Source organism: Brachybacterium sp. EE-P12, from assembly GCF_003711805.1.
Classification (GTDB): domain Bacteria; phylum Actinomycetota; class Actinomycetes; order Actinomycetales; family Dermabacteraceae; genus Brachybacterium.
The window spans coordinates 943,595-958,468 of the sequence record NZ_QXCP01000004.1; the positions used below are offsets into that span (position 1 = coordinate 943,595).

15 protein-coding genes and 1 tRNA gene are annotated in these 14,874 nt (G+C 73.6%); 10 read left to right on the top strand and 6 right to left on the bottom strand.

The genetic code is table 11. The features are described 5' to 3' along the window. Positions 1 to 25 precede the first annotated feature (25 nt). The 5 genes from D1648_RS07375 to D1648_RS07395 all read left to right on the top strand — a co-directional run bounded on the left by D1648_RS07375 (position 26) and on the right by D1648_RS07395 (position 3,524). Positions 26 to 652: a GNAT family N-acetyltransferase gene (locus D1648_RS07375; protein ID WP_122940331.1), complete on the top strand. Its 627-nt coding sequence runs from the start codon at positions 26 to 28 to the stop codon at positions 650 to 652. A gap of 100 nt (positions 653 to 752) precedes the next feature. Further along, a complete protein-coding gene (locus tag D1648_RS07380; protein ID WP_122940121.1) occupies positions 753 to 1,664 on the top strand; it encodes a hypothetical protein in 912 nt (303 codons plus the stop codon). 103 nt (positions 1,665 to 1,767) lie between these two features. Continuing rightward, positions 1,768 to 2,637, top strand: a complete 870-nt coding sequence (locus D1648_RS07385) for an inositol monophosphatase (RefSeq protein WP_122940123.1) — start codon at positions 1,768 to 1,770, stop codon at positions 2,635 to 2,637. A gap of 91 nt (positions 2,638 to 2,728) precedes the next feature. Further along, positions 2,729 to 2,801 (top strand) — tRNA-Ala (locus tag D1648_RS07390). 477 nt (positions 2,802 to 3,278) lie between these two features. Beyond that, on the top strand, positions 3,279 to 3,524 hold the full coding sequence (locus D1648_RS07395) for a hypothetical protein (protein ID WP_126281977.1): 246 nt from the start codon (positions 3,279 to 3,281) through the stop codon (positions 3,522 to 3,524). A gap of 59 nt (positions 3,525 to 3,583) precedes the next feature. Here the strand turns inward: D1648_RS07395 and D1648_RS07400 are convergent, their stop codons facing one another. Beyond that, positions 3,584 to 4,762 carry a Mur ligase family protein gene (locus D1648_RS07400; RefSeq protein WP_164518613.1) on the bottom strand — a complete coding sequence of 393 codons (1,179 nt, stop codon included), beginning with the start codon at positions 4,760 to 4,762 and terminating at the stop codon, positions 3,584 to 3,586. A gap of 77 nt (positions 4,763 to 4,839) precedes the next feature. After that, a complete protein-coding gene (locus tag D1648_RS07405; RefSeq protein WP_122940129.1) occupies positions 4,840 to 5,190 on the bottom strand; it encodes a hypothetical protein in 351 nt (116 codons plus the stop codon). Positions 5,191 to 5,271: 81 nt separating this feature from the next. Between D1648_RS07405 and D1648_RS07410 the strand changes: the two genes are divergently transcribed. Together D1648_RS07410 and D1648_RS07415 are read left to right on the top strand one after the other, a co-directional pair. Beyond that, positions 5,272 to 5,985 carry an alpha/beta fold hydrolase gene (locus D1648_RS07410; protein WP_122940132.1) on the top strand — a complete coding sequence of 238 codons (714 nt, stop codon included), beginning with the start codon at positions 5,272 to 5,274 and terminating at the stop codon, positions 5,983 to 5,985. Further along, positions 5,982 to 6,806 (top strand): alpha/beta fold hydrolase, encoded by an 825-nt coding sequence (locus tag D1648_RS07415; RefSeq protein WP_122940134.1) that lies wholly within the window; start codon positions 5,982 to 5,984, stop codon positions 6,804 to 6,806. The genes D1648_RS07410 and D1648_RS07415 overlap by 4 nt, the downstream gene beginning before the upstream one ends. Here D1648_RS07415 and mgtE read toward each other — a convergent pair. Continuing rightward, complete coding sequence (gene mgtE, locus D1648_RS07420; protein ID WP_122940136.1) at positions 6,778 to 8,139, bottom strand: magnesium transporter; 1,362 nt, start codon at positions 8,137 to 8,139, stop codon at positions 6,778 to 6,780. The genes D1648_RS07415 and mgtE overlap by 29 nt on opposite strands. A gap of 445 nt (positions 8,140 to 8,584) precedes the next feature. On the opposite strand from mgtE, the gene D1648_RS07425 reads away from it, so the two are divergent. Further along, positions 8,585 to 9,187 (top strand): LysR substrate-binding domain-containing protein, encoded by a 603-nt coding sequence (locus D1648_RS07425; protein WP_122940138.1) that lies wholly within the window; start codon positions 8,585 to 8,587, stop codon positions 9,185 to 9,187. Next, positions 9,184 to 9,657, top strand: a complete 474-nt coding sequence (locus tag D1648_RS07430; RefSeq protein ID WP_122940139.1) for an S-ribosylhomocysteine lyase — start codon at positions 9,184 to 9,186, stop codon at positions 9,655 to 9,657. The genes D1648_RS07425 and D1648_RS07430 overlap by 4 nt, the downstream gene beginning before the upstream one ends. Positions 9,658 to 9,687: 30 nt before the next feature. On the opposite strand, the gene malQ is transcribed toward D1648_RS07430, so the two are convergent. Beyond that, positions 9,688 to 11,826 carry a 4-alpha-glucanotransferase gene (gene malQ, locus D1648_RS07435; RefSeq protein ID WP_122940141.1) on the bottom strand — a complete coding sequence of 713 codons (2,139 nt, stop codon included), beginning with the start codon at positions 11,824 to 11,826 and terminating at the stop codon, positions 9,688 to 9,690. Between the two features lie 114 nt (positions 11,827 to 11,940). Beyond that, positions 11,941 to 13,551: a dolichyl-phosphate-mannose--protein mannosyltransferase gene (locus D1648_RS07440; RefSeq protein ID WP_122940144.1), complete on the bottom strand. Its 1,611-nt coding sequence runs from the start codon at positions 13,549 to 13,551 to the stop codon at positions 11,941 to 11,943. A gap of 70 nt (positions 13,552 to 13,621) precedes the next feature. Here D1648_RS07440 and rsmI point away from each other — a divergent pair, with 70 nt between their 5' ends. Then, complete coding sequence (gene rsmI, locus D1648_RS07445; RefSeq protein WP_122940146.1) at positions 13,622 to 14,464, top strand: 16S rRNA (cytidine(1402)-2'-O)-methyltransferase; 843 nt, start codon at positions 13,622 to 13,624, stop codon at positions 14,462 to 14,464. 79 nt (positions 14,465 to 14,543) lie between these two features. Here the strand turns inward: rsmI and rpmF are convergent, their stop codons facing one another. Then, positions 14,544 to 14,714, bottom strand: coding sequence for a 50S ribosomal protein L32 (rpmF, locus tag D1648_RS07450; RefSeq protein ID WP_010551080.1), 171 nt, complete (start codon positions 14,712 to 14,714; stop codon positions 14,544 to 14,546). Positions 14,715 to 14,874 lie beyond the last annotated feature (160 nt).

The following is a 14,874-nucleotide window of genomic DNA, read 5'->3' on the forward strand; positions in this document are numbered from 1 at the left end:
CCCCGCAGGCGTCTACGATGACGCGATGGTTCACGTGTGGCCCCTGGTCCTGCGCGACGGGGAGCTCATGCTCCGGCCGCTGCGCCGCCGCGACCGCGGCGAGTTCGACCGTCTGCGCGCCCGCAGCGCCCAGTGGCTGCGTCCCTGGGATGCGACGGATCCGTTGCACCCCGGCCGCGCGACCGACTTCCGCGCCCTGCGCCGCTGGGCCTCGGAGCAGGCGCGGCTCGGCACGGCCCTGCCGCTCGCGATCGTCGCCGACGGGCGGGTGGTCGGACAGATCACCGCCGGCCCCATCCAGTACGGGGCGGTGCGCTCGGCGGTCCTCGGCTACTGGATCGACCAGGGGATGGCCGGGCGTGGACTCGTTCCCAGGGCGGCGGCGCTGCTGATCGACCACCTCTTCGCCGAGCTCGGCCTGCACCGCGTGGAGGTGACCGTGCGCCCGGAGAACGCGCCGAGCCTGCGCGTGGTGCAGAAGCTGAACCTCCGGGCCGAGGGGATGCGTCGCGCGGCGATCCACGTCGACGGCGCCTGGCGCGATCACCTCGTGTTCGCGCTGACGGCCGAGGAGGTCGCGACCGACGACGCCGGCTACGGTGTGCTGCGCCGCCTCCAGCGCGAGCATCCGAGCCGCGCGGTGAAGCGCTGAGCCACGTCCGGGCTCGCCCGTGGCGGGGCGCACGGAATTCCTCCCCGACACGCCCGGTCCATGACCAGGGGAATCACGTCCGTGTCATTACTGTGTCGATGTGGAGTCGATCAATCTCGGAGCCGTCCTCTTCGCCGGCCTGCTGCTGCTGTGGCTGGTGTACGCCCTGCCCCGCACCGCGAGCCGCCGCGAGGTGATGGGACGCGCCCGCGCCGCGGACGAGGCCGAGATGTCGTCCCAGGCGCGGGACCTCTCCGCGGCCGTCCACGCCCGCCGCTCGTCTGCCGAGGTGACCTCCCCCATGTCCCAGGACCGTCTGCTCATGCGTCCCGCCGACCCCACCCGTCGGCCCCGCTTCGATGCCGAGCCCGGCACCCGCGTGGACCTCGGCGAGGAGCGCGGGCGTTCGCGCCGGCTCATGCGCACCGTGCTGATCGGGCTGATCGCCGCCACCGCGGTGCTCGTCGTGGCCGCCGTGACTCAGCTGCTTCCCTGGTGGACCCCTCTGCTCACCGCGCTCGCGCTCGGCGTGTTCCTGGCGGGGCTGCGCCGCGCCGAGCTCGATCGTCGCGCCCGCCGCACCCGCGCCGCGACCCGTGCCCGTCGGGAGCAGGCAGAGGCCGAGACCGCCCGCCGCCGCGCCACGGGAGCCGCTCCCCAGCCCAGCACCCGCGAACTGCCCGCCCCCTCCGAGACCGCCTCCGTCACGGCTCCGGCGAGCTCCGCAGCGAGCCCCGCGGTTACGGATCTCGAGGCCGCCTCCGAGCGGGCGGCGCAGCAGGTCACGCGCCCGGGGGAGTGGACCCCGCGCCCCGTCCCGCGCCCCACCTACGCGCTGCGGGGCGAGGTCGACGACCTCGCGAGCCGCCACGCCGCGCACCGCCGCACCATGCTCCCGGAGTCGGTGCCGCTCGAGAGCGCCCACGTCGAGGAGGCCGAGGCGGTCGAGGAGAGCTTCGCCCCTGCGCAGGACCTCCACCTCGACGAGATCCTCGCCCGCCGGCGCGCCTGAGGCGGCGAGGGCCCCGCATCTCGTCGTGCGCCCCGAGAGGCCGCTGTCCCGAACTGCAGTCCGACCCCCGTTCCTGACCAGGGCCGACTAGCCTGGTGAGGACATGAACACGACAGCGCCCCGCACCCCCTCCCCGTCCCGGCTGCTCGAGCACGCGACCACCGCCGCGCACGCCGCCGCCGAATACCTCCGCTCCCTGGACCGCGAGGGCCTCTCCCGCGAGTACAAGGCCAGCAACCACGACATCGTCACCGAGCACGACCGTCGCAGCGAGGAGATCATCGTCTCCGAGCTGCGCCGCCTCGTGCCCGGCGCGAGGATCGTCGGCGAGGAGGGCGGCGAGCGCCCCGCCGAGCAGCCCGACTCCGGTGCCGACGGCCCCGTGGTCAGCTTCTACGTCGACCCGATCGACGGCACCAGCAACTTCGCGGCCGGTCTGCCGCTGTTCTGCATCTCGATCGGCGTGGCCGTCGACGACGAGCTCGTCGCCGGCGTGATCGACGCCCCGATCCTCGGCCAGGTCTTCGCCGCGGCCGACGGCCCCGCGACCCTCGACGGCCGTGTGCTCGCCCCCCGCTCGACGCGTCCCGCGCCCGACGCCCTCGTGCTGTCCGGATACCCCGGCCAGCGCATGGGTGCCCGCTTCCCCGAGCACGCCGCGCACGCCACCCGTACCCTCGAGGACTCCGTCTCCGCGGTGCGCCATCTCGGCTCGGCCGCGCTCGAGCTCGCCTACGTCGCCGCCGGCTGGGCGGATGCGACCGCGCTCAGCGCCATCAACTCCTGGGACGTCGCCGCGGGCTTCCACATCCTCCGCCGGGCCGGCGGGTCGCTGCGCACCTGGCCGGGGGAGGGGGACGCGGCGCGTCCCGATCACCTCCAGCCCGCCTACACGGCGTGCACGGGCCAGGAGCGGCTCGAGGTGCTCGACACGCTCCAGGACGAGCTGCAGGAGCTTCGCTCGGCGCGCTGAGCATCCGCTCTGTGACCTTCGTCAAGAGGCCGCCCCCGATGCGACAGCACCCCGGCGGCGATGCTAATCTGACGTGGTCGCCGAGCGACATGGGGCTATGGCGCAGTTGGTAGCGCGTCTCGTTCGCAATGAGAAGGTCGGGGGTTCGAATCCCCCTAGCTCCACCCGGTATCACCCCTGGTCAGACAGCCAGGGGTGATTTCTTGTGTCCACCGTTCCCATCCCGCGAGCACCAGACGGACTTCAATTCGCTCCTTGGGGGACTTCGTCATGGGGTGCTGGCCATCATGCGTGTTCGGCAGAGGTGCGTCGTCGGGCTCCGGGGCGGTTCCGGCCTCGAACCGGTGCCAGGCGGCATCAGCCGTCGTGCGCGGGCCTATGGCGACACGAGCTGGCTATATGGTCACCTCTCGTCGCCATCGGCCCGACGGCGACACAGAGATATCGGCGCCGAGTCCTCGAGGCGCCGGCGGCACTGCGTCTGACGCCGGTGCACGCGGTCGCAGCTGCTCCAGTCGTAGCTCTCGTGAGCAACGGATGGTCCTGCACGGGGTGTCGAGCACGAGGGCCACCCTTGCGTTCCGTGCTGTGACCGGGTTCACTCGGTCGTGCATCGGTCCGACGACTTCGAGGGGGACATCATGACCGAGGCACGCTCCACCTACGATCCCGACGGTGGCTATGACCCCGACGGTGGCTATGACCCCGATGGCGGCTATGACCCGGATGGCGGGTACGACCCGGACGGTGGGTACGACCCGGACGGCGGCTATGACCCCGACGGTGGGTACGACCCGGACGGTGGGTACGACCCCGACGGCGGCTATGACCCGGATGGCGGCTATGACCCCGACGGTGGCTACGACCCTGACGGCGGTCTGATCTGACCTGAACGCCGCAGCGGCGTCCGCTCACGGCGGGCGCCGCTGCGTCACGCCCGGCGAGCTCAGCCCCTCGCCAGCAGCTCCCGCAGCACGACGCGATCGTCATGGGGCACCCTCCGCGTCCCGACCAGCTGCACCGTCTCGTCCCCCTTGCCGGCCACGAGCACCACGTCGCCCCCGCGCGCCATCTCCCAAGCCGCACGGATCGCGTCGGCCCGGCGCGGGATCTCCAGGCAGTTCGGACAACCTTCCCGCACCTCGGCGCGGATCCTCGCGGCCGGCTCCCGGCGGGGGTTGTCGTCGGTGAGGATCACGAGGTCCGCGAGCTCGGCGGCGATCTGTCCCATCGGTGCGCGCTTGGCCCGGTCCCGCTCCCCGCCCGCGCCGACCACCAGCAGCAACCGGCCCTCGGTCCGTGCGCGCACCGCGGTCAGCGCGCTGCGCAGCGCGGCAGGGTTGTGCGCGGTGTCGACCATCGCCGTCACGCCGTCGCGGACCCCCACCACCTCGAGCCGGCCCGGCGGAGGAGCCACCTCGGACAGCGCCCCGGCCACCACTTCGGGCTCTCCGCCCAGGGCGATCACCGCGCTCGCGGCGAGCAGCAGATTCGTCACCGCGACGCCGTGCACCGTCGGCAGCACCACGTCGTGCCGTTCCGCCCCCACCCGCAGCCGGCCCCGGAGCCGCGGCGCGTCGAGCTCGCGGGCGTCGTCGAGCTCGACGTCCCCGCCCGGGCCCACGGTGACGAGCCGCGCCCCGCGCCGTGCGACAGCGGCCCGCACCAGATCGCCCTGCGCGCAGTCGGCGGCGAGCACCGCCGCCCCGTCGGGGCGCAGATGCTCCTCGAACAGCCGCAGCTTCGCGCCCCAGTAAGTCTCGAGGCTGCCGTGCACGTCGAGATGGTCCCGCTCCAGTCCCGTGCACACCGCCACGTCGACCTCGACCTGCGTGAGCAGGCCGTCCTTCAGGATCCCGACGAAGGCCTCGAGCGAGATCGCCTCCGCCCCGAGCGCGACCTGCTCGGCGATCAGGTCCGGCAGGTACTGCGCCGAGCGGCGGAATTCCGCGGGCCGCTGGGCGCCGTGCACGTCGGTGATCCCCGTCGAGTCGCAGCCGGCCGCACGCAGCCCCGCCGCGCGCAGCAGCTGCAGCGTCGCCGTCGCGACCGAGGTCTTGCCGTTGGTGCCGGTGACCGCCGAGACGAGAGGACGGCCGACGGGCATCGGGACGGGCTGCAGCATCGAGGACCCCCTGGAGCATCGTCGGCGGGCACCCTCGGCCCGCCGGCCCCATCCCATCACAGGAGCGCACCGCGCGCTCAGGCTCCGGGCCGGGACGGCGGGATCGGCCGGAACCGGCCGCCCGACCCGCGGCTGAGCACGATGGCACCTGCCGGGGCGACCTCGCACACCGTCTCCTCGAGATGCTCGACCACCGCCGCGAGGGCGTGCCGGGCGGCGTCGTCCTCCGCCGCGCGGCCGCCCGGCTCCACGCCGAAGCGCAGCACGATCCTGCCGATCCGCCTGCCGCCGATCAGCGGCGCCTCCACGTCCTTCCGCTCCACCGCGTGCAGGGAGCCGAGCGCGAGCACGGCCTGCTCGAGGACGTCCTGGGGGCGGGCGCCCTCGCGCAGCGCGCCGATCGGCAGGTGGAGGCGGTAGCTCGGCATCGTCCCAGGCTATTCCGGCCCGCCGCGCTCCGGTACGCTCCGAGCGGGGCAGGACGCGGAGGCCCCGGGGGGAGGAGCGCCATGACCGGCAGCATCGTGCTGATCCACGCCGTGCGCTCCTCGCGCACCATGTGGAAGGGGCAGGTGCGGCGCCTGCGCGAGCGCGGCTACCAGGTCATCGCCCCCGACCTGCCCGGTCACGGCCGCCGCCGCGGAGAGCCCTTCACTCTCGAGAGCGCGCTTTCCACGATCGACGAGGCCGTCGCGCGATGCCAGGAGCCGCCGCTGCTGGTGGGCCTCTCGCTCGGCGGCTATCTCACCCTCCACTTCGCGGCGAGCGCTCCGGGGCGGATCGCCGGCATCGTCGCCGCGGACTGCACGATCGTGCCGGGCCCCGCGACGGCACGGCTCTACGGGCTGTGGATGACGATGAAGGACTGGCTGCCCGGGGACTCCGACGCCCGCGTCGCCCGCTCCTTCGCCCGGCAGCACACGCGCAAGGCCGCCAGGCGCTACTACGGCGGGGGCCGCGCCCACGGCGTGGTCCGGAACGTCGTGCGCACGATCAGCTCCCTCGACCTGCTCGCCGACGTCGCCGCGATCGACGTGCCGCTCACCTTCGTCAACGGCGAGCACGACCCCTTCCGCCGCCACGAGGCGCTCTTCCTCGAGGCGGCCCGCGACGGGCGCCTCGTGATCCTCGAGGACGCCGGGCACATCGCGAACCTCTCCCGCCCCAAGCGATTCGCGAAGATCCTGCGCCGCTGTGCGGCCGCGACGGCGGCGGCGACATGACGGCTCCCGAGGCACCCGCCCCGCGGGCCGTCGGCCCCGCCGCCCCTCCATGGCCTGTGGTGCTCGTCCACGGCACTCGCACCTCGCACAGCCAGTGGGACCTGCAGACCCCCTCGCTCCGCGCCGCGGGCCATCCAGTCATCACCCCGGACCTGCCCGGGCACGGCACGGACCGCGGTGCGCCTTTCACCCTCGAGGCGGCCGAGGCCGTGATCGAGGACGCGGTGCAGGCCGCGCACGCCGCGACCGGCCTGCCCGTCCACCTCGTCGGCAGCTCGCTCGGCGGGATGCTCGCGATCCACTCCGCGGCACGGCTGAGCACACCACCCCGGCCCGTGCTCGGCTCCGTGATCGCCTGCGGCGCCGCGGTCCAGCCCACCCCGGGCGCCGCCCGGCTCTACGCCCGCCTCATGACGGCCGGGGACCTCCTGCCCTCGATGCACAGCGGGACCGCGGCCTTCCCGTTCACCTGGCTGCTCGGCCCCGTCGGAGCCCGCGCCTATCTGCGCGGCGGCAGGGCGGACCGGGACGTCGTCGCCCCCGCCTTCGCCGCAGTCGCGTCGCTGGACCTGCGCTCGGAGCTGGCCCGCATCCCGGTGCCGGTCACCTTCCTCCACGGCCGCGGGGACCAGCTGCGCCTCCACGAGCGCTCCTTCGCCGCGGCCGCCCCGCACGGCCGGCTCGAGCTGCTGTCCTACGGGAACCACATGGTGAACCTCGTGCGCCCCGAGCGCTTCACCGCGGACCTGCTGCGCGTCCTCGCCCGCGCGGAGACGACCTCTCCGGGACCGGTCACAGCCCCAGCACGGCACGGGCGATGAGGAAGTAGACCACCAGGCCCGTCGCGTCGACGAAGGTCGAGATGAACGGGTTGGAGAACACGGCCGGATCCACCTTCACCGCCCGCGCGATCAGCGGCATGATCCCTCCGATCGCCGCGGCGACGGCGCAGATGCCCACGAGCGTCAGGCCGATCACCGCACCGATCCGCGGCTCGTAGACGAGGCCGGCGATCCCGGCGCCGAGCACGCCCAGCAGCAGTCCCATGAGCAGGCCCACCCGCAGCTCGCGCGCGAGCACCCGCAGCACATCCCGCGGGCCCACGTCCCCGAGGGCGAGCGCGCGGGTGACCGTGGTCGCCGCCTGGTTGCCGGTGTTCCCACCGGTGCCGATCAGCAGCGGCACGAACAGGGCCAGCACGGTGACCTGCTCGAGCGTCGCCTCGAAGGCGTCGAGCACCTGCACGGTGAGGGTCGCGCCCACCGCCAGCACCAGCAGCCACACGATGCGCGAGCGGACGATGGTCCGCACCGGCGTGCCCAGGTAGGGGCGGCGCAGCGGCTCCGTGCCGCCCTGGCGCGCAGAGTCCTCGTCCTGCTCGCGCTCGAGGATCCGGGCAGCGTCGTCCAGGGTGAGGATCCCGACCAGCCGCTCCTCGGCGTCCACGACCGGCAGCGCCGACAGACGCAGCTCCGAGCAGCGCCGGGCGGCGAGCTCGGCGGTCTCGGTCGCCGACACGCTGTGCGGATCCACCATCACCTCGGCGATGTCCTGCTGCGGCGCGGCGCGCAGCACGTCGCGCAGGCTGATCACCCCCACCAGCTTCCGGGTGCCGTCCAGCACCGGGATCGTGTAGACCGTCTCGGCGTCGTCCAGGCGCGCCCGCACCCGCTCGAGGGTCTCGCCGGCGGTGTCACCGGGGTGGGCGGCGACGAAGGCCGGGCTCATGCGGCGCCCGACGGAATCCTGCGGATACCCGAGCACCGTCGCGGTCACGGCCCGCTCGTGCTCGGGCAGCCCGCGCAGCAGGCGGGTGGCGAGCCCGGCCGGGAGCTCGTCCAGCAGCCACACCCGGTCGTCGGGCTCGAGCGCGGCGAACAATTCGGCCACCTCGCCGCTCTGGAGATCGTGCAGCAGCTCGTGCTGCAGGGCGGGATCCAGGCGCTCGAACACCTCGATCGCCTGGCCCTTGGGCAGCAGGCGGAACACCACTGCGCGCTCGCGGTCCTCGAGCCGTCCGCTGAGGTCGAGGATCTCGGAGAGATCGAGGGTGCCGAGCTGGCGGGCGAGCGAGACGAGGTCGTGGTCGGCGAGGGCCTCGCGGAGGGTCTGGTCGGTGACGTCGATCTGGACGGCGGGGGTCGTGAAGGTCATGGGACGCTCGTTCCTGGGCAGGCCGCGGCGCCTTGTCGAGACCGCCCGCGCACCCGTCGCGAGTCGTCACGGCTCATCCGGGGATGAGCCGTCAGGACCGGGCGGCGGGGTGGGCTGGAGTCGTCGGCGGGGCCGGGCGGCGGGTGGGGCCGTGGGTCAGCCGGATGCCGCGTCATGGCGCGGCCCGCCGTGCCAGGGTGCGCTCAGGCGCGGGGCGCGGCGGAGCACCGAGAGAGGGCGTCCGGCGTGGGTGTGGGACTGCCACTGTCCATGGGACGCTCACCTCGCTCTCGTCTGCTCCGCAGGCGGCCGGCTCGGGGCGGCCGGGCGCGCTGACAGCACCCTATCCCCGCTCCGCGCGCGCGGCCAGCAGGGCGCGTCGGCAGTGTGCCCCGCCCCACGGGGGAGAGGCGCCGGGGACGGGACGAGGATCTAGGCTGGGGCCATGCATCCCACCACGCTCCGCGTCGGCTTCGTGCCCGGCGTCGAACCGGATCGCTTCCTGCGCCGCTGGAAGTCCGGCCGCCGCGCGGCCTGGCTCGAGCTCGTCCCCGTGCCGCTCTCCCGGCAGGCGGAGGCGCTCGCCGAGGGCGAGGTCGACATGTGCTTCGTCAGGCTCCCGCTGCCGGCCGACGCACGGGAGCAGCTGCACCTGGTGGCGCTGTGGGAGGAGCGGGCGTGCGTGGTCGTCGGCGACGAGAACCTGCTGAGCCTGCACGAGGACATCGTCGAGGCGGATCTGGCGGGGGAGACCGAGATCCCCGGGACCCACCTCGACGACGCCGCGGAGCGGATCGCCGTCGCCGCGACCGGCGTGGGCTTCACCCGCGTGCCGCTCTCCCTCGCCCGCCTGCACCACCGCAAGGACGCCGTCTCCCTGCCGCTGCGCGACGGCGAGCCCACCCGCATCGCGCTCGCCTGGCCGCGCGCGGCCGATGACGAGATCCGCCAGGAGTTCGTCGGCGTCGTCCGCGGCCGCACCGCCCGCTCGAGCCGCTCAGCCCCGCTCCGGCACCGCATCCAGACCCCGATCGAAGGAGAACCATGACCGAGCAGCCCCGTATGAACGTCGAGAGCTTCAACCTCGACCACCGCACCGTCGCCGCCCCCTATCTGCGGACCGCCGACCGCAAGGAGCTGCCCGGCGGCGACGTGCTGACGAAGTTCGACGTGCGTTTCGCCCAGCCGAACGTCGAGCACCTCGACTCCGAGGCGGTCCACTCCCTCGAGCACATGATGGCCGAGCACATGCGCAACCACTCCGGCGACGTCATCGACGTCTCCCCGATGGGCTGCCGCACCGGCTTCTACGTGCTGCTGGTGGGCGATCACGACGTCGAGGGCTTCGCCCCGGTCCTCGAGGCGACGCTGCGGGACCTGGTCGCCGCCGACGAGGTCCCCGCCGCGAACGAGGTCCAGTGCGGCTGGGGAGCCCACCACACCCTCGAGGGCGCGCAGTCCGCGGCCCGTGCCTTCCTCGAGCGGCGCGAGGAGTGGGGCACCGTCACCGCCGCCTGATCGCGGCGGTGCTCCTGAGCGGGGCACGGCTCAGCGCCCCGCGATCCCCTCACGCACCGCGGCGAGCAGCCGCGCGGTGCGCGGATCGGTCGCGATCTCGTCCAGGCCGACGGGACGGCCCCTGGGGTCGGCGAGCGGGATCCGCCAGTTGGGGTACTCCTCGTCGGTGCCCGGCTGGTTCTGGATGCGCCGCTCGCCCACGCAGTCCACGAGCGAGACCCCGAGCAGCATCGACGGGGTGCGGGCCAGGTGCCGGTGCAGAGCGATCACCGTCTCCTCGACGTCCTCGACGTCCTCGACGGGCCCCGGCGGGAGCAGGCCCTCGGCCCGCAGCACGTCCAGCACCTCCTCGCGCCCCGCGGCATCGGCGGCGAGCTCCTCGGCCAGGGGCCGCTCCAGCAGCCCCAGCTCGTGGCGCAGGGTGACGTGGTCGCCGGCGAGATAGCCGGCCGTCGGCGGGAGGTCGTGGGTGTTCACCGAGGCCATGCACAGGGTGCGGTAGTCCTCGGCACGCAGCGGGCGGCCCTGCGCGTCGTACTCGAACCACAGGATCGAGGTGCCCAGGATCCCGCGGTCCACGAGCACCTCCCGCACCCATGGCTCGAAGGTGCCGAGGTCCTCGCCGACCACGAGGGTGCCCGAGCGCTGCGCCTCCAGGGCGAGGATCCCGATCATCGCCTCGTGGTCGTAGGAGACGTAGGCGCCGTCGGCCGCCTCGTGCCCCTCGGGGATCCACCACAGCCGGAACAGCCCCAGCACGTGGTCGATGCGCAGCGCCCCCGCATGCCGCATGAGGGTGCGCAGCATGTCCCGCCAGGGACGGTAGGAGGCCTCGCGCAGGTGCTCGGGGTGCCAGGGAGGCTGCGACCAGTTCTGGCCCTGCTGGTTGTACTGATCGGCGGGGGCGCCGACGGTCGCGCCGCGCGCGAGCACGTCCTGCAGCGCCCAGGAGTCCGCGCCCACCTGCTCGACGCCCACGGCGAGGTCGTGCATGATCCCGATCCGCATCCCGGCCTCGCGCGCCGCGGCCTGGGCGGCGGCCATCTGCTCGTCCAGCCACCACTGCACCCGCACGTGGAACTCGATCCGGTCGGCGAGCTCGGTGCGCGCCCTGGTGAGGACATCCTCGTCCAGGTGCTGCAGCTGCACCTCGTCCGGTGTGCCGCGCACGGATCCCGCGATCGCGGACCACAGCGCGAAGTCCTCGAGCCCCTGCCCCTCCCGGGCGCGGTAGGCGTCCAGCAGCGCCTGCCGACCCGCTGTGAGGGGCACCGCGAACAGCTCCTCGAGGGCGGCGAGCTTCGCGTTCAGCACCTCGTCGCGCACGAGCCGGTCCCCGCGCGTGTTGCGCTCCGCGACGGTGCCCCGCAGCAGGTCAACCTTCTGGCGGGCGAAGTCGGTGAGGGAGCGGTACTCGGGCACGTCCTCGATCCGCAGGTACAGCGCGGCGGTGAACCGCCGGGTGACCGGCAGGTACGGCGAGGGCTCGACCGGCGGCGTCGGAGAGGAGGCGTGCAGGGGGTTGACCAGCAGGAAGTCAGCGCCGTGCCGAGCTGCGGTGATGGCGGCGAGGTCGCGCATGTCGGCGAGGTCGCCGATGCCCCAGGAGCGCTCCGAGCGGACCGAGTACAGCTGCGCCTGCACCCCGAAGGCGCGCCGAGCCGCGTACTGCTCGTGCACGGTCAGCCGGGCGGGGGTGACCACGAGGTCCGCCTCGGCGGGGCCGGCCCCGGTCTCGGCGACCAGGCGGTGCCAGCCCAGCGGCAGCCCCTCGGGAAGCTCGAAGCGGGCGCGCCCGCGCAGGACGCCGTCGAGGTCGAAGGGCGGGGTGTTGTCCTCGCCCTGGACGAGGTCGACCCGCCCGCCCTCCTCGAGCAGGACGTGCACGGTGACCGGGGTGCCGTGGTCGACGTGCACGGGGACGCTCGCGCTGCGGTCCTCGCGCATCACCGTCACCGGCGGCAGGGTGCGCTCCCACGGTGCGCGCTCCCTGCGCGCACGGGCGGCGGCGATGTCCTCGTCGGCGGCCACCGTGGTGCCCAGCGCGGCGAGGATCGCGTGCAGGGTCGTGTCGGCGACGTCCTTCTCGGCGCCGTCCCACCCCCAGTACCGGGTGCTGACGCCGAGGTCGTGGGCGAGATCTCGCAGCGCTGAGGAATCGGGGGCCATGGCGTCATGGTAGCGGCGGGGATGCGGCGCCTCGCACCGGCGCCGGAACGCTGTCACGAAGAGCCGCCGCCGGCCGTCCACGAACGGGCGCGCGCCGCGTGTCCTGCTCCGGACTCAGGTCCAGGACGGCAGCCACATCCGGTACTCCCACTGGTCCACGTCCAGCACCTGCCCGGTCCACACCGGCCAGAAGAACGCCGAGACCATCACGATGAGCACGAGCAGGGAGCCGACGAACAGCCCGCCCGCGAGCCGCCGCTCCCGCTCGGCGTCCGGCGCGCCGATCACGAGGCTGAGCACGTAGGTCAGGCACAGGATCAGCCAGGGCTCGAAGGCGATCGCGTAGAAGGTGAAGATCGTCCGGTCGGTGTACATCAGCCAGGGCAGGTAGCCGCCGACCAGTCCCGACAGCGCAGCCCAGGCCCGCCCGTCGCGATGCACGATCCCGAGCACCACGGTCACCAGGATCGCCGCGGTCCCGAGCCACCAGATCAGCGGATTGCCGACGTCGAGGATGTGCGCACCGCACTTGGCGACCTCGCAGCCGTTCTCGCCGTGGTCGTAGGAGCGGTAGTAGAAGTTCGTCGGCCGCAGCTGCAGCAGCCAGCCGGCCGGATGCGCCGCGTAGGGATGCTCGGAGTCCAGGCCGACGTGGAACTCGTAGGCCTGGCGGTGGTACAGCCACAGCGAGATCAGCGAGTCGATCGGTCCGAACCCGGTCGCGACGCCCTCGTCGGCCGCGAGATTTCGGTTGTAGCCGATGGAGGAGGCGAACCAGCCCGCCCAGGAGGCGAGATAGGTGAGCAGCGCCGTGCCGACCACCGCGAAGAAGGCCGGGACCGCGTCGAGCACGAAGCCGCCGAGCAGCCAGCGGCGCTGGGCGACGGTGCGCCGCGCCCACCAGTCCCACAGCACGGTCATGATCCCGAAGACGGCCACGAAGTACAGCCCGGACCACTTCACCGCGCACGCCATCCCCAGCAGCACTCCGGCGAGCAGCCGCCAGGGGCGCAGACCGCCGCTCACCCCCAGCGGCGGCGGCGTCTCGGCGGCCAGGTGCATGCGCGCGGCGGCGAGGGCGAGACGCTCCCGGAACCGATCACGGTCCACGAGCAGCGCGCCGAAGGCCGCGAGCGCGAACACCATCAGGAACGGGTCCAGCAGGCTCGTGCGCGCATGGACCAGCGCCATCCCGTCGACCGAGAACAGGAGCCCCGCGATGAGCCCGGCGGTGGTGGAGCGCAACAGGCGCCGCGCGATGAAGGTCAGCATCAGCACCGCCGCCGAGCCCAGCACGGCTGAGGAGACGCGCCATCCCCAGTGGCTGTCCGCGCCCAGCAGCAGCGTGCCGGCTCCGATCAGCCACTTCCCCAGCGGCGGATGCACCACGTAGGAGCCGGTCTCCTCGTAGGAGTCCACGTCCCCGGCCTCGAAGGCGGCATCGGGCTCCTCCGGCCAGTCCATCTCCACGCCCGTCTGCGTGAGCGTGTAGCCGTCCTTGACGTAGTAGGTCTCGTCGAAGATCAGCTCGCCGATGGAGCCCAGCCCCCACAGCCGCAGCACGAGCGCGAGCCCGAACACGGCCATCGCCCCCGCCCAGGCGATCCGCGAGACGGGCAGGTCGAAGGTGCGCAGGCGACGACGGTAGGAGGCCAGCAGCGCGTCCGGCTCGTCCTCGACGGGGGAGCGGTGAGGGGCCTCCGTCTCGGTCTCCTGGCTGCGCACCCGGTCATGCTAGGTCATGGGCCGAACGTGCGCGGGGAGCCGGTGCGCGGGACGGCACTAGCATGGCGGGATGCTCGAACCCGGAGTCCTCACCCTCGCCGCCACCCCGATCGGGAACCCGCTGGACGCCTCGGTGCGTCTGGTGCGGGCCCTGGGCTCCGCGGACCTCATCGCCGCCGAGGACACCCGGCGCCTCCATCGGCTCCTGAGCGACCTCGAGATCACCTCCGACGCGAGGATCCTCTCCTATCACGAGCACAACGAGGCCGAGCGGACCGCGACGCTCCTCGAGGCGGTCCGCGCCGGGCGGCGGGTCCTGCTGGTCACCGATGCGGGGATGCCCGTCGTCTCCGATCCCGGCTTCGAGGCGGTGCGCGCCGCGGCTGCGGAGGACCTCCCGGTCACGGTGATCCCGGGGCCGTCGGCGGTGCTCACCGCGCTCGCCGCCTCGGGCATCGCCCCGGACCGCTTCGCCTTCGAGGGCTTCCCGCCGCGCCGCGAGGGCCGCCGGGCGAGCACGCTCGCGCCTCTGGCCGAGGAGCGGCGCACGCTGGTGTTCTTCGAATCGCCGCGGCGCACCGCCGCGACGCTCGTCGCCATGGCGGAGGCCTTCGGACCGGCCCGACGGGCGGCCGTGGCGCGGGAGCTGACCAAGACCCACGAGGAGATCCTGCGCGGCACCCTCGCCGAGCTCGCCGACTGGGCCGCGGGCACGGAGGTGCTGGGCGAGATCGTGATCGTGGTCGCCGGCGCCGACCCCGTCGCCGTCTCCGCCGAGGACCTCGTCGAGGACGTGCTGGGACGCGCCGCGGCGGGGGAGCGGCTCAAGGATGCGGCGAAGGAGGTCGCACGTGGCCACGACAGCGTCAGCGCGCGGGAGCTCTACGATCTCGCCCTCGCCCGTCGGCGGTGAGAGCATGCGAGAACGCCCCCGGTACCAGGTGCCGGGGGCGTTCTCGAGGGTCCTGCGAGCGGGCAGCGCCCGCGCGGGATCAGTCCTCGATCTGGAGCAGGCCGCGCTGGTAGGCCTTCGCGAGCCGGCGCGGGACGTTGGCGGTGCGGCCGCGGACCGTCACCTGCACGAGGTCGGCGTTGTTCGCCTTCCACTGCGAGCGGCGGGAGTGCGTGCGCGCACGGGACATCTTGAACTTGGGCACTGCCATGGGACGCTCCTTGGACGGTCCGGAGGATGAACGGCGTTGGCGTCCGTCCCGAGCAGCGACCCGAACCCGGTGCCATGTGGGTGGACACGACGATGCGGGGCGCTCGGGTGCACGAAAGGGCGCGCAACGACATCCTATCCTGCCACATCCTCCGTCGATC

What these genes read in the sequence shown, in the direction of transcription:
- D1648_RS07415 (WP_122940134.1), top strand. Translation starts at nt 5,982, where the DNA reads ATGACGGCTCCCGAGGCACCCGCCCCGCGGGCCGTCGGCCCCGCCGCC.
- D1648_RS07375 (WP_122940331.1), top strand. Translation starts at nt 26, where the DNA reads ATGGTTCACGTGTGGCCCCTGGTCCTGCGCGACGGGGAGCTCATGCTC.
- malQ (WP_122940141.1), bottom strand. Translation starts at nt 11,826, where the DNA reads ATGGCCCCCGATTCCTCAGCGCTGCGAGATCTCGCCCACGACCTCGGC.
- D1648_RS07385 (WP_122940123.1), top strand. Translation starts at nt 1,768, where the DNA reads ATGAACACGACAGCGCCCCGCACCCCCTCCCCGTCCCGGCTGCTCGAG.
- mgtE (WP_122940136.1), bottom strand. Translation starts at nt 8,139, where the DNA reads ATGACCTTCACGACCCCCGCCGTCCAGATCGACGTCACCGACCAGACC.
- rpmF (WP_010551080.1), bottom strand. Translation starts at nt 14,714, where the DNA reads ATGGCAGTGCCCAAGTTCAAGATGTCCCGTGCGCGCACGCACTCCCGC.
- D1648_RS07400 (WP_164518613.1), bottom strand. Translation starts at nt 4,762, where the DNA reads ATGCTGCAGCCCGTCCCGATGCCCGTCGGCCGTCCTCTCGTCTCGGCG.
- D1648_RS07395 (WP_126281977.1), top strand. Translation starts at nt 3,279, where the DNA reads ATGACCGAGGCACGCTCCACCTACGATCCCGACGGTGGCTATGACCCC.
- D1648_RS07430 (WP_122940139.1), top strand. Translation starts at nt 9,184, where the DNA reads ATGACCGAGCAGCCCCGTATGAACGTCGAGAGCTTCAACCTCGACCAC.
- D1648_RS07405 (WP_122940129.1), bottom strand. Translation starts at nt 5,190, where the DNA reads ATGCCGAGCTACCGCCTCCACCTGCCGATCGGCGCGCTGCGCGAGGGC.
- rsmI (WP_122940146.1), top strand. Translation starts at nt 13,622, where the DNA reads ATGCTCGAACCCGGAGTCCTCACCCTCGCCGCCACCCCGATCGGGAAC.
- D1648_RS07425 (WP_122940138.1), top strand. Translation starts at nt 8,585, where the DNA reads ATGCATCCCACCACGCTCCGCGTCGGCTTCGTGCCCGGCGTCGAACCG.
- D1648_RS07410 (WP_122940132.1), top strand. Translation starts at nt 5,272, where the DNA reads ATGACCGGCAGCATCGTGCTGATCCACGCCGTGCGCTCCTCGCGCACC.